The organism is Pseudomonas sp. GW821-FHT11D10 (genome assembly GCF_058808435.1).
Genome location: NZ_JBXARR010000001.1, coordinates 808,830 through 821,612, shown reverse-complemented (window position 1 = coordinate 821,612; position 12,783 = coordinate 808,830). Strand labels below are relative to the sequence as shown.

The following is a 12,783-nucleotide window of genomic DNA, read 5'->3' as shown; positions in this document are numbered from 1 at the left end:
CAGTCTCAGCTCTCTTCTTCTATGTCCAGCAGCAGGTTTTCCAGCGCCTCTTTGTAGGCGCCCGGCTCCTGCCACATCCCGCGCTGCTGCGCTTCGAGCATGCGTTCGGTCATGTCGCGCAGCGCGTGGGGATTATGCTCGCGCACAAAGTCGCGGGTCGCCGGGTCCAGCAAATACGCATCGGCCAGCAACGCGTACTGGTGATCGTCGATCAGTTGCGTGGTGGCGTCGAAGGCAAACAGGTTATCGACCGTCGCCGCCAGTTCGAACGCGCCTTTATAGCCGTGGCGCTTGACCCCGTCGATCCATTTCGGATTCGCCGCCCGGGAGCGGATGACCCGGTTCAGTTCTTCTTTCAAGGTGCGGATCTTCGGCAGGTCCGGCTGACTGTGATCGCCGTGATAACTGGCAGCCGCTTCACCGCGCAGGCTTTCCACGGCGGCGAGCATGCCACCCTGGAACTGGTAATAGTCGTTGGAGTCGAGCAGGTCATGCTCGCGGTTGTCCTGGTTTTGCAGCACGGCCTGCACCTGGCTCAGACGCTGGACGAATTGCTCGCGGGCGGCGGTGCCTTCGTCAGAACCGCCGTAAGCGTAGGCGCCCCAGTTCAGGTAGACCTCGGCCAGATCTTCTCGGGTTTGCCACAAACGACCGTCGATGGCGCCCTGCACACCCGCGCCATAAGCGCCGGGTTTGGCACCGAAAATTCGCCAGCCAGCCTGACGTCGGGCAGCATCTTCATCCAGCCCGGACTGCAACAGGGCTTCGCGCTCTGCGCGTACTTTGGCGGCCAGCGGATTGAGATCGTCCGGCTCGTCGAGCTCCGCTACCGCTTGTACGGCAGCGTCGAACAGGCGGATCAGGTTGGCGAACGCGTCGCGGAAAAATCCGGAGACGCGCAACGTCACATCGACCCGAGGCCGGTCGAGCAGGCTCAGCGGCAGAATTTCGAAATCATCGACCCGTTGACTGCCGGTGGCCCACACTGGCCGCACGCCCATCAGCGCCATGGCCTGAGCGATATCGTCACCGCCGGTGCGCATGGTCGCCGTGCCCCAGACCGACAGGCCAAGCTGGCGCAGATGATCGCCGTGGTCCTGCAAGTGTCGCTCGAGAATCAGGGTTGCCGACTGGAAGCCTATCCGCCATGCAGTGGTGGTCGGTAGGTTGCGTACATCCACCGAATAGAAATTGCGACCGGTGGGTAGTACGTCGAGGCGGCCGCGACTTGGCGCTCCGCTCGGGCCGGCCGGGACGAAACGGCCGCTGAGGGCGTCGAGCAGGCCGTGCATTTCGGCCGGGCCGCAGGCATCGAGGCGTGGGGCGATCACTTCGCGCAGCGCGTTGATGATCGTCTGCACATCTGACCAGCCAGGAGCCTCCATCTGCGCCACATCACCCACCAGCGACTGCTCGATCAAATGCGCCGAGAACAGCTCAAGGCGTTCACGGGTATCACCCGCCGTACGCCAGACTTCATCGCTCAGCGATTGCAGTTCCATTGGGCGCAGGCCAGTCCAGGGTTCGGCAAGTGCACAATCCAGCGGATCGAACCCCAACTGAAACGCCTTGGCCAACGCCCGCAACAGACTCGACTGCGCCCCTTTGCCATCGCCACGCGGAATCCGCAGCAGCGCCAGCAAGGTGTCGATGCGCAGCCGTCCACTCGGTGACTCACCGAAAATGTGCAAGCCATCGCGGATCTGCGATTCCTTCAAGTCACACAGATAGGTGTCCAGACGCGGCAGCCAGATCGCCGCATCGGCATCGCTGTCGAGAGCGGCATCCAGCTGCAATTCGCGATCGATCTGCGTGTCACGCACCAGTTGCAGAATGTCACGCTGCAACTCACGGGCGCGGCGCGGATCGAGCAACTGAGCTTCGTAATACTCGTCCGCCAACAGTTCCAGATTGCGCAGCGGGCCGTAGGTTTCGGCGCGGGTCAGCGGCGGCATCAGGTGGTCGATGATCACCGCCTGAGTGCGACGTTTGGCCTGGGCGCCCTCGCCCGGATCGTTGACGATAAATGGATAGATGTTCGGCAGCGGCCCGAGCAGCGCGTCCGGCCAGCAGTTCTCCGACAGGCCCACGCCTTTGCCCGGCAGCCATTCGAGGTTGCCGTGCTTGCCGACATGAATCACGCCGTGAGCGCCGTAGGTCTGGCGCAGCCAGAAATAGAACGCGAGGTACGCGTGCGGCGGCACCAGATCCGGGTCGTGATACACCGCGCTCGGGTCGACCTGATAACCCCGCGCCGGTTGAATGCCGACGAAGGTCAGGCCAAACCGCAGACCGGCAATCATCATTCGCCCATCGCGGCACATCGGATCGTTTTGCGGCGGACCCCAGCGCTCCAGCACTGCCGCGCGATTGGCTTCTGGCAGTGCGTTGAACATCGTCAGGTAATCGTCCATCGCCAGGCTTTGCTGGCACGGGCGCTGATCGAGAGTATCGAGGTCGTTACTGACGCCGCCGAGCAATTGCTGGATCAACTCGGTGCCGCTGTCCGGCAGCTCGGCCGGCAGCGGATAACCTTCAGCCTGTAACGCCCGCAGGATATTCAGCGCGGCAGCCGGCGTGTCGAGGCCGACGCCGTTGCCGATGCGCCCGTCCCGGGTCGGATAGTTGGCGAGGATCAGCGCAATGCGTTTTTCAGCGTTCGGCACCCGCGCCAGATCGACCCAGCGCCGCGCCAGTTCGGCCACAAAATCCATGCGCTCGGGTTGGGCCCGATAACACACCACGTCGGACTGACTGCGCTCGCTGCGCCAGGCCAGGTCCTTGAAGCTGATCGGCCGACTGATGATCCGGCCGTCGAGCTCCGGTAATGCGATGTGCATCGCCAGATCCCGCGGACCGAGGCCCTGCTCGCTCTCGCGCCAGCCGGGTTCGTTGTCCTGGGCGCAGATCGCCTGGATCACCGGAATATTTCGACGGAATGGCCGCAGATGCGGTGCTTCCGGGCTGGACTGGGCGAAACCGGTGGTGTTCAGAATCACCGACGCTTCGACCTCATCCAGCCAGTCCTCGACCACCGACAGGCAGCCGGGCTCTTTCAAACTGGCCACGGCGATCGGCAGCGGATTGAGTCCGGCTGCCTGAAGCCGTTGGCAGAACACGTCGATAAACGCCGTGTTCGCCGCTTGCAAATGCGAGCGATAAAACAACACCGCCGCGACCGGTTGACCGGGCAGCCAATCGGCTTGCCAGTCGCTCAGTGCGGCGGTGTTTTGGTTCGGGTGATAAATCGCCGTGCGCGGCAGCGTCTGCGGCTCGCCCCACACGTAATCCCGCGCCAGCCAGCGATTGGCCAGGCAACGGAAAAAGTCCAGCGCGTTGCCCATGCCGCCCTGACGCAAAAACTGCCAGAGCCGGTCGCGATCCTCGGCGCCCACGGTGCTCAAGTCACTGAGCTCCGGGTCAGGACGGTCATCGCCCGGCACCAGAATCACCTGCACGCCACGCTCGGACAGCTCGACCAGCCGCTCGACGCCATAACGCCAATAAGCGATGCCGCCGTGCAACGAGATCAGAATGACCTTGGCGTGGCGCAGCACTTCATCGACGTACAAGTCGACCGACGCATGGTTCTGCACCTGCATCGGGTTGGCCAGCCGCACGCTCGGGTAATCCTCGGGCAGTTGCTGCGCGGCTTCGGCGAGCAGCGCGAGGCTGGAATCGCCGCTGCACAGGATCACCAGCTCGGCGGGGGTTTGTCCAAGGTCGGCAATGTTGTCATCCGACACGAAACCGCCGGGCTGGGTCCTGAGCAGGTGCATGGCTTAAACGCTGAGCGCAGCGCGCAGTTGCGCTTCGAGCTGGGCCGCGTCCAGTGCCTGACCGATCAACACCAGACGCGTCACACGTGCCTCATCGGCGCCCCACTGACGGTCGAAGTGCTTGTCGAAACGCGTGCCCACGCCCTGGATCAGCAGACGCATCGGCTTGTTCGGGATCGCCGCGAAGCCTTTGACCCGCAGGATGCCGTGCTGAACCACCAGTTGCGTCAGTGCGTCGAGCAGCAGGCTTTCGTCGGCTTGCGGCAGTTCGATGGAGATCGAGTCGAAGGCGTCGTGATCGTGATCGTCGTGATCGTCATCGCCTTCACCGTGGTGGTGATCGTGATGGCTGTGGCGGCTGTCGATGTGTTCTTCGGAACCTGCGCCGAGGCCAATCAACACGTCCAGCGGCAGACGACCGTTGCTGGCTTCGATGATTTTCACTGCTGGCGGCAGTTCTTCGGCGACTTCGAGACGGACGCGCGCGAGGTCTTCAGGGCTGGTCTGGTCGGCCTTGTTGAGGATCACCAGATCGGCGCTGGCCAGTTGGTCGGCGAACAGTTCGTGCAGCGGCGATTCGTGGTCCAGGTTCGGATCGAGTTTGCGCTGGGCGTCGACCTGATCCGGGAACGCGGCGAAGGTGCCGGCGGCCACGGCCGGGCTGTCGACCACGGTGATCACCGCGTCAACGGTGCAGGCGCTGCGGATTTCCGGCCACTGGAAGGCTTGCACCAGCGGCTTTGGCAGGGCCAGGCCCGAGGTTTCGATCAGGATGTGGTCGAGATCGCCGCGACGGGCCACCAGTTCGCGCATTACCGGGAAGAACTCTTCCTGAACCGTGCAGCACAGGCAGCCGTTGGCCAGTTCGTAGACGCGGCCGGTGGCTTCTTCTTCGGTGCAGCCGATGGTGCATTGCTTGAGGATTTCACCGTCGATGCCCAGCTCGCCAAACTCGTTGACGATCACCGCGATGCGGCGGCCCTGAGCATTGTCGAGCATGTGCCGCAGCAAGGTGGTTTTGCCCGAGCCGAGGAAGCCGGTGACGATGGTGACGGGGAGTTTGGCCAGTGTTTTCATCGGATGCCCTTTGGCAAGGTGGCGGGCATACGGGACGAGACCGGCGACGCGGGTGCGTGCCTGGAGAGTTCGCCACCGGATCACCCCGCCCGGTTGAAAGTGAGAATCTGTGACGAGGCAGGTCTCCTGGCTGACGGTGTTCGGGTCTTGGCCCGGTATTCGCTGCGCCTTCCCGCTGGCTCTGGATTGAGTTGGCAGTGGCGTGGCAGCGAACAGCACCGTTCACAGTTGCGGGGGCAGCCGCGGCTTGGACCGCGTTCCCTTCTTAGCTTCGGCGTGGGCCGAAGAACCTCGAAAGCGCAAGGCTACGCATGGGTTCGTGATGGGTCAATGGTTGGTGGATTTTGGGATTGGGGGCATATCCGTTGCTTCGGGTGCTGCCGCTGGCGGTTTCGCTCTTACAGCGAGTCCCTTTTTCAAACGCCAAAAAGGAACCAAAAGGCTTTTGCCCCGGCGTACGGCACTTCGCCTAGGCTCAGTGTTCCCTCGCTACGGTGTCCATCAGGGGGCATCGCCTACGGTTTGCTTCGCTGCACCTCCTCTCGATGTATGCGGCTTCGCCGCACGGCGCTGCGCGCCTACCCCCTGATGAACACCTCCGCTCGGCCTGCCGAAGGGGCAAAAAATCAAGAGCCAGAGCCAGAGCAAAAGCCAGAGCAAAAGCCAGATCAAGAGCTCCCTCACCCTAGCCCTCTCCCGGAGGGAGAGGGAACTGATCGAGTGGTTTGGGAGAGGTTCGCCGACGTGCGATACCGCGTCGAACTCAAGTTTTGAAAAGCCCACAAATCGGCTCCCTCTCCTAGGGGAGAGGGCTGGGGTGAGGGGTAACCCCACCACAAAACCAAAGCCGAACACGCCCTGCTCCCCCCACTCAAAACGATGAGCGTTAGCTCGAGTAAAGCTTTTGATCGCAGGGCCCGTCGGCAGGCTGAGTGGAGGGATTGATCCGGGGGTGGGAGCGCAGCGACCGTGCGGCGCAGCCGCATGCATCGAGAGGAGGTGCAGCGAAGCAAACCGTAGGCGATGCCCCCGGATCGATCCCGGAGCGAAGGAACCCCGAGCCTCAGCGAGGGGCCGTACGTCAGGGTTAAAGACCTTTTGGTTACTTTTGGGGCGTTTGCCAAAAGTGACCCGCCGTAAGGGCGGAACCCTAAGTGGCCGTTACCGCAGCAACGGATCTGCCCACAAAATTGACTAAAATCCCCAACCCATGGTCTCCTACACAACTTGTTACGGGTGCCCTTCACAGGGTGAAACGGGAAACCGGTGAATCATGTGCTTTACTCTAAAGCCATGTCAGTCCGGTGCTGCCCCCGCAACGGTAAGCGAGCGAAGCGTCAGATCCACTGTGCCCACAGGCATGGGAAGGTGACGCTTGCAGGTCGGCCAGACGCCAACCCCTCGTGAGCCCGGAGACCGGCCCGCAACACACAGTGCGCATCCTTGCGCCACTGAACATAACAAACCCGCGGTGGGCGGGCGCTGTTCGAACCTCTGCGTGCCCGGCCGCAGGGGTTTTCATGCGCTCAATTCACCCGCTGACACTCCAGAGGGAAGCGCCATGTCGATCATCAGCAGCACCGGCAGCAATTCGGACAAGATCTCCAGCACTACCACCCTGAGCCAACGCCTGACCGCCGCCGTCTGCGCGTCGATCCTCGGTGCGTGCCTCGTGTATTTCGCCGGTTTCTCGCACATCGAAGCGGTGCACAACGCCGCCCACGATACCCGCCACAGCGCCGCGTTCCCGTGCCACTGAGACCTGACGACATGATCAAGCGTATTGCGCAGACCGCAGGTTTCACCGGCCTTCTGGCCGCCCTGCTCCTGACGTTGCTGCAAAGCTTCTGGGTTTCGCCGCTGATTCTGCAGGCCGAAACCTTCGAGAAAGCCGAGCCGGTGGCCGAAGTTCACGAACACGCTGCCGGCACCGCCGCCCACACCCACGATGCCGAAGCCTGGGAGCCGGAAGACGGTTGGCAGCGCGTGGTGTCCACCACCGGCGGCAATCTGGTCGTAGCCGTGGGTTTTGCCCTGATGCTGGCGGGTCTGTACACCCTGCGTGCGCCGACCAAAACCTCGCAAGGCCTGCTCTGGGGGCTGGCCGGTTATGCGACCTTCGTACTCGCCCCGACCATGGGCCTGCCACCTGAACTGCCGGGCACTGCTGCCGCGGATCTGGCCTCGCGTCAGATGTGGTGGATCGGCACTGCCGCCTCCACCGCTGTCGGCCTGGCCTTGATCGCGTTCAGCCGTAACTGGCTGATGAAGATCCTCGGCGTGGCGATCCTTGCCGTGCCGCACGTGATCGGCGCGCCACAACCGGAAGTGCATTCGATGCTCGCCCCGGAAGCCCTCGAAGCTCAGTTCAAAATCGCTTCGCAGCTGACCAACGTCGCGTTCTGGCTGGCCCTGGGCCTGATCAGCGCCTGGTTGTTCCGCCGCAAAAGCGAAGGTCAGTACCACGCATGACCGATGACAGCGCAGCGCCGACCTTCGTGGTCGGCCTGGGCTGCCAGCGCGGCTGCCCGGCCAGCACGCTGCGTGCATTGCTTGACCAGGCGTTGCAGGCGCATCGAATTGATCTTGAGAAGGTCAAGGCGCTCGCCAGTATCGACCTCAAGCGCGACGAACCCGGTTTGCAGGAACTCGCCGCCCAACTGGCGCTGCCGTTGCTGTATTTCAGCAGCGAGGAACTGGCCAGTTATCAGCAACGTTTGAGTCATCATTCACAGATCGCCTTCGAACGCACCGGCTGTTATGGCGTAGCGGAAAGTGCCGCGCTGGCGCTCGCCGAACAGTTGATCAGCGGCCCGGCAAAACTGCTGATTTCGCGGCAAAAGTACGCTCAAGCAACTCTGGCATTGGCCGGCGCGGCGTAAATTCCCGATAATCCCCGCTTTCGATCATGAGCATTCTTCATCTGAAGGGCTTGTGAAGCACTGCCCTGCCCCTTTTTTACAGGATCCAACGATGACCGTTTACTTCATCGGCGCCGGCCCCGGCGACCCGGAATTGATCACTGTCAAAGGCCAGCGGCTGATCCGCAGCTGCCCGGTGATCATCTACGCAGGTTCGCTGGTGCCGACGGCGGTGCTGGAAGGTCATTGCGCTGAAACCGTGGTCAACAGCGCAGAGCTGCACCTGGAACAGATCATCGACCTGATCAAGACCGCCCACGCCAAAGGCCAGGATGTGGCGCGGGTGCATTCGGGGGATCCAAGCCTGTATGGCGCCATTGGTGAGCAGATTCGTTATCTGCGCGAGTTGGGTATCCCGTTCGAAATCATTCCCGGCGTGACCGCTACCGCCGCGTGCGCCGCGCTGTTGGGCGCTGAACTTACGCTGCCGGACATCTCGCAAAGCGTGATCCTCACCCGTTATGCGGACAAGACGGCGATGCCTGCCGGCGAGGAACTCGGCAGTCTGGCGCAGCACGGGGCGACCATGGCGATTCATCTGGGGGTCAATCATCTGGAGAAAATCATTGCCGAACTGCTGCCGCATTACGGTGCGGATTGCCCGATTGCGGTGATTCACCGGGCGACGTGGCCGGATCAGGACTGGGTGGTCGGGACGCTGGAGGATATTGCCGAGAAGGTGGCGGCCAAGGGGTTTCGGCGTACGGCGTTGATTCTGGTCGGGCGGGTGTTGGGCAGCGATCATTTCAGTGAGTCGTCGCTGTATCGCGCCGGGCACGCGCACCTTTATCGACCGTGAATGGGACGCGGAGCGTCCCGGGCTGCATTCCCACGCAGAGCGTGGGAACGATCAAAAAAAACGGCGCTCACGGGGCGCCGTTTTTCATGCCGCAGCGAACACCTTAGTAGTAGGCGTTTTCTTTCTGCGTGTGGTCGGTCACGTCGCGAACGCCCTTGAGTTCCGGAATGCGCTCGAGCAGGGTGCGCTCGATGCCTTCCTTCAGGGTCACGTCCGCCTGGCCGCAGCCCTGGCAACCGCCGCCGAACTGCAGTACGGCAATGCCGTCTTCAACCACATCGATCAGGCTGACCTGACCGCCGTGGCTGGCCAGCCCCGGGTTGATTTCGGTTTGCAGGTAGTAGTTGATGCGCTCGTTGATCGGGCTGTCGGCGTTGACCATCGGGACTTTGGCGTTTGGCGCCTTGATGGTCAGCTGGCCGCCCATGCGGTCGGTGGCGTAGTCGACGACGGCATCATCGAGGAACGCTTCGCTGAACGAGTCGATGTAAGCGGTGAAGCTTTTCAGCCCCAGCGCCGTGTCTTCAGGTTTCTCTTCGCCCGGCTTGCAGTAGGCAATGCAGGTTTCGGCGTACTGGGTGCCAGGCTGGGTGATGAAAACGCGGATGCCGATGCCCGGGGTGTTCTGCTTGGAGAGCAGATCGGCCAGGTAATCATGGGCGGCGTCGGTAATGGTAATAGCGGTCATGGAGACTCCTCGCAGGCTTGAGGCGGAGTTTACGCCAATCGGCGCGCGGCACAAAGTCCTAGTATTTACGTAGGAATAGTTCGCAAATCGGCTAGGCGCCAGGTTCGCCGTCAATCCGCGCTTTAAGCCATTGATAACTGCGTTTTTCCACCCATTCGTAGCTCAGCCACGAACCGATAGCGATGGCCAGCGCACAGACGACAAACATCAAATACGGGTTGATCCCGTAGCGTCGGGCCAGATAACCGCCGGCCGACAGCACCAGCACATGCATCAGATACACCGAGTACGAACAGTCACCCAGCAGCTTGAGCAGCCTGTTGCGTTCGACATAACGTTCGAGCGCCATGCTGGCCATGACCAGCACCGCACTGGGCACGCCCCAGTTCAGCAATCGGGGTTCCGGCGGCAGATGATAGATCGCCAGCAACGCCGCACCGATCCCCAATAAGGGCAGCCAGAGCGCCGGTCCGATCCAGCCGCGACGGTAGAGCATGCCGATGCCGATCCCCAGCAGGAACTCATAAACGATGTCCGAGCGATAAAACTCGCTGACCCAGCCAAACCCGGTCCAGGCCTGGCACACCGCAAACAGCAGCGCCGCGACCACCAGCAAGCGGACTTGCAGCCGGAACAACAGCGCCCAGGCGAACAGCACGTAAAACAGCATTTCGTAATTCAGGGTCCAGCCGACATTCAGGGTCGGGTAGATCCCGTAGCCGCCGGGGTTTTCGGTCGGGATAAACAGCAGCGACAGCAGCAAATGACTCCAGTCCACCGTCTGATCCGGCAGCAACGGCCGGGCGAACACCACCAGCAACGCCATCAGCACCGTGTAGAGCCAATACGCCGGAACAATCCGAAACAGTCGATACAGCAGAAACCGCGCCGGCGGCAGCGCCTTGCCTTCGGTGGACAGGAAAATCACCAGCCCGCTGATCACGAAAAAGATATCGACGCCCACGGCGCCCTTGTCGATGAACAGCTGCCCTATCGGCCCGCGCGCCTCGAAGTCGAAGAAAATCTGCATGAAGTGATGGCAGACCACCGCCCACGCGGCGAGCGCTCGCAGGGCCTGCACTGAAATCAACATCGATGGCGCTCCCGATCCCGTACTTCACAGGATTGGGACAACCGCCATCGCTCAAACGATCAAAGATTCTCGTACCGGTTCATGTCCAGCACGCCCTCTTCCACCGGATCGGTTTCGTGGATGTACTGGCTCAAATCATGGAAATAGAACCAGAACTGCGGATGACTGCGGCGAATACCCCAGCGTTCGACGATTTTCTCGAACTGCGCCGCGTCCTTTGCACTCTCCATGGCGTCGACAAACGCCGGCACCTGATCCGCCGGGATGTTGAACATGAAATTCGGGTAGCTGCTGAGCACGCCCGGATAGATCGTCAGCGTGTCCAGCCCCGGTTGATAGCGTAGCGATTCACCGAGCAGGAACGCCACGTTGCTGTGCGCACGGTTGCGCAGCAGGCTGTAGACCTCGCGTTTGCCGCTGCGGGTTTCGACCCGCAGCATCGTCGCTTCCGGCAATTGATCGATCACTTTCAGGCCGGCTGCCGGGCGCGAAGTCAGGCGACTCAGCGCCTGTTCGGCGTTCTGCAGGGTCGGGTCGATGTTCGGGCGCGAGCAATAGGCATCTTCGCAACGGTTGATCGGATCCGGACGCGCGTTGAGGTCGCCGTAGCGCGCCAGCAATTGCATGGCGAAATCGTGTTTCGGGTCTTTCTCGTCGAGTTTCAGCGCGGTCGGCTTGTCGTCATCGATGGCTTCGTAATCGAGCCACATCTTGAACTGGCCGCTGCTCTGGTACCAATCGTCGAGGTAACCCTCACGGGAATCGGCGGGCATCAGACGCAGGAAGTTCTGCTCGGCGCCGTTGCGGATCAGGTCGAAATACAGGCGCGTTTGCGCCTGATGGGAGACGTTGCCGAACACATCGAAATTCACCGCCAACTGGTAATAGGTACGCTCCAGCAGCGGGTAGTCGAACAGCCACATGGTCTGCGGCACTTCGCCGATCAGGCCTTTGGTCACCGAAGCGCTGTCGAAGTGGCGGAAGATGCTGAGCAAGGCGTTGTCGTTGCCGGCCCACAGGGTCGACCAGCTCGGCGCCGGCAAGTCGGCATAGCTGTCACGGCGCAGGGCTTCGTATTTGTTGCGCTTGTTGCGGTAGTTGTGCCACAGGCTCAGGACGCTGCCGACATCGTCGTTCTGCCCCGGCATCGCCAGCAACGGCGTGGCCTGGCCGCGATAGTTCGGGTCGGTGATGTACAGGTCGTGTTCCGGGGCCTGGAACAGCGCCCAGAAGTTGTCGCGGATCACGTCGGTCGCGATCTGCCCACGGCAAACCGGGCCGCGAATGAACGTGCGCACGAAGTATTCGGCGTTATCGAGCATGAACTGGTAACGCGCCTGCGCCGGGATCGCCTCGAAGGTCGCGAACGGGTTGGCCCGGCTCTGCGGCCCGTAGCCCGGCAAGGCGTTGACCTGCCAGTTGCCGTTGTAGAAAAGACTTTTGACCCGCGCCATCTTCGCCGCGCTCAGCGGATAAGTGATGTGGGTCTTGTGCACGATCACGCCCTGCACCGGCCACAGGCGGTAATACACCTGAGTGCCCGGATCGTCGTTCGGGCGGCGCGTAGCGATCAGATCGATCGGCTGGCCGGTCGGCGTGCGCGAACGCACCCACTGGAAGTAATGCCCCGGCTCGCCGTCCTTGAAATAGATGTGCGCCAGGAACCAGTGCTCATACAGCCAGCGCCCGACCAGACTCTCCCGCGCGCCGGGCTGGTTGAGCAGGTTTTCCCACTGGACGATCTGCAGCGCTTCCTTGGTGCTCGGCGCCAGGCCTTGCTCGTCGATCGGCGCGCCGGAAGCAAGCCAGCGTTGCAGCGTCTGATATTGCTGATCGGTCAGACCGGTCACCGCCAACGGCATGCCCTCTTTCGGGTGGGCGCCGGCATAGCCGTCGAACTCGGCGGGCATCGCGCACAGGTTCTCGCGATTGAGGCCCAGCACGATGTCTTCCGGCAGTTTGGCGTTGGGTGTCAGCGGCGTTTTGTGTCCCAGCTCCAGCATGCGCGCCATCAGTGCCGCCTGACTGCCCTGGGCATCGAGCACCGAATAGAAGTCTTTTTGCTGCCAGGCGCGTTTGCCGAAGGCGTCATAGAACAGCCGCGTGGTCGGTGCCGCCTGGGTGCGTTCGCCATCGTAGACCGGCATCTTGCTCGCGCCACGGGCCGCGCCTTCGCCGCTGCCCAGGTTCAACTGACAGGCAGAGTCGTAGCACGCATGGCAGGCCACGCACTTCTCGGTGAAGATCGGCTGGATATCGCGGGTGTAAGAAATGGAAGGCGAGATCGCAGGACTTTGCGCCGCCGCGCCAAAGCTCAAAAACAGCAACACCATGCTGACGACGCGGTACGACATATCCCTGATCCTGATCCTGAATAAAAACGCCGCGATTCTACCGTTATGACGCCCGTACCAACATGAGCGATA

General features: G+C 62.2%; 9 protein-coding genes and 2 riboswitches. Of the genes, 4 read left to right on the top strand and 5 right to left on the bottom strand.

Features of this window, described 5'->3' with window-relative positions; genetic code table 11:
- Window positions 1–5 precede the first annotated feature (5 nt).
- Both cobN and cobW read right to left on the bottom strand, forming a co-directional pair.
- Window positions 6–3,779 (bottom strand): cobaltochelatase subunit CobN, encoded by a 3,774-nt coding sequence (gene cobN / locus AC1RT4_RS03895; protein ID WP_493083650.1) that lies wholly within the window; start codon window positions 3,777–3,779, stop codon window positions 6–8.
- A 3-nt stretch (window positions 3,780–3,782) separates the two neighbouring features.
- Complete coding sequence (gene cobW, locus AC1RT4_RS03890) at window positions 3,783–4,856, bottom strand: cobalamin biosynthesis protein CobW (protein WP_007960272.1); 1,074 nt, start codon at window positions 4,854–4,856, stop codon at window positions 3,783–3,785.
- A gap of 99 nt (window positions 4,857–4,955) precedes the next feature.
- Window positions 4,956–5,165, bottom strand: a riboswitch (cobalamin riboswitch).
- A 908-nt stretch (window positions 5,166–6,073) separates the two neighbouring features.
- Window positions 6,074–6,295, top strand: a riboswitch (cobalamin riboswitch).
- Window positions 6,296–6,417: 122 nt separating this feature from the next.
- On the opposite strand from cobW, the gene AC1RT4_RS03885 reads away from it, so the two are divergent.
- From AC1RT4_RS03885 to cobM, 4 genes are all read left to right on the top strand, one after another.
- Window positions 6,418–6,615 carry a CbtB domain-containing protein gene (locus tag AC1RT4_RS03885; RefSeq protein ID WP_007959524.1) on the top strand — a complete coding sequence of 66 codons (198 nt, stop codon included), beginning with the start codon at window positions 6,418–6,420 and terminating at the stop codon, window positions 6,613–6,615.
- 11 nt (window positions 6,616–6,626) lie between these two features.
- Window positions 6,627–7,328, top strand: a complete 702-nt coding sequence (locus tag AC1RT4_RS03880; protein WP_115078119.1) for a CbtA family protein — start codon at window positions 6,627–6,629, stop codon at window positions 7,326–7,328.
- Window positions 7,325–7,738 carry a cobalamin biosynthesis protein gene (locus tag AC1RT4_RS03875; RefSeq protein WP_011334491.1) on the top strand — a complete coding sequence of 138 codons (414 nt, stop codon included), beginning with the start codon at window positions 7,325–7,327 and terminating at the stop codon, window positions 7,736–7,738. Before AC1RT4_RS03880 ends, AC1RT4_RS03875 begins: the two co-directional genes overlap by 4 nt.
- A 91-nt stretch (window positions 7,739–7,829) precedes the next feature.
- Window positions 7,830–8,576 (top strand): precorrin-4 C(11)-methyltransferase, encoded by a 747-nt coding sequence (cobM, locus tag AC1RT4_RS03870; RefSeq protein WP_493083647.1) that lies wholly within the window; start codon window positions 7,830–7,832, stop codon window positions 8,574–8,576.
- A 103-nt stretch (window positions 8,577–8,679) separates the two neighbouring features.
- Here the strand turns inward: cobM and nfuA are convergent, their stop codons facing one another.
- The 3 genes from nfuA to AC1RT4_RS03855 all read right to left on the bottom strand — a co-directional run bounded on the left by nfuA (window position 8,680) and on the right by AC1RT4_RS03855 (window position 12,711).
- On the bottom strand, window positions 8,680–9,264 hold the full coding sequence (gene nfuA / locus AC1RT4_RS03865) for a Fe-S biogenesis protein NfuA (protein WP_007959519.1): 585 nt from the start codon (window positions 9,262–9,264) through the stop codon (window positions 8,680–8,682).
- A gap of 91 nt (window positions 9,265–9,355) precedes the next feature.
- Entirely contained in the window at window positions 9,356–10,357 is a 1,002-nt protein-coding gene (locus AC1RT4_RS03860) for an acyltransferase family protein (RefSeq protein ID WP_493083645.1), read from the bottom strand.
- A 59-nt stretch (window positions 10,358–10,416) separates the two neighbouring features.
- Entirely contained in the window at window positions 10,417–12,711 is a 2,295-nt protein-coding gene (locus AC1RT4_RS03855) for a fatty acid cis/trans isomerase (RefSeq protein ID WP_493083642.1), read from the bottom strand.
- Between the last annotated feature and the right edge of the window lie 72 nt (window positions 12,712–12,783).

What these genes read in the sequence shown, in the direction of transcription:
- cobN (WP_493083650.1), bottom strand. Translation starts at nt 3,779, where the DNA reads ATGCACCTGCTCAGGACCCAGCCCGGCGGTTTCGTGTCGGATGACAAC.
- cobW (WP_007960272.1), bottom strand. Translation starts at nt 4,856, where the DNA reads ATGAAAACACTGGCCAAACTCCCCGTCACCATCGTCACCGGCTTCCTC.
- AC1RT4_RS03885 (WP_007959524.1), top strand. Translation starts at nt 6,418, where the DNA reads ATGTCGATCATCAGCAGCACCGGCAGCAATTCGGACAAGATCTCCAGC.
- AC1RT4_RS03880 (WP_115078119.1), top strand. Translation starts at nt 6,627, where the DNA reads ATGATCAAGCGTATTGCGCAGACCGCAGGTTTCACCGGCCTTCTGGCC.
- AC1RT4_RS03875 (WP_011334491.1), top strand. Translation starts at nt 7,325, where the DNA reads ATGACCGATGACAGCGCAGCGCCGACCTTCGTGGTCGGCCTGGGCTGC.
- cobM (WP_493083647.1), top strand. Translation starts at nt 7,830, where the DNA reads ATGACCGTTTACTTCATCGGCGCCGGCCCCGGCGACCCGGAATTGATC.
- nfuA (WP_007959519.1), bottom strand. Translation starts at nt 9,264, where the DNA reads ATGACCGCTATTACCATTACCGACGCCGCCCATGATTACCTGGCCGAT.
- AC1RT4_RS03860 (WP_493083645.1), bottom strand. Translation starts at nt 10,357, where the DNA reads ATGTTGATTTCAGTGCAGGCCCTGCGAGCGCTCGCCGCGTGGGCGGTG.
- AC1RT4_RS03855 (WP_493083642.1), bottom strand. Translation starts at nt 12,711, where the DNA reads ATGTCGTACCGCGTCGTCAGCATGGTGTTGCTGTTTTTGAGCTTTGGC.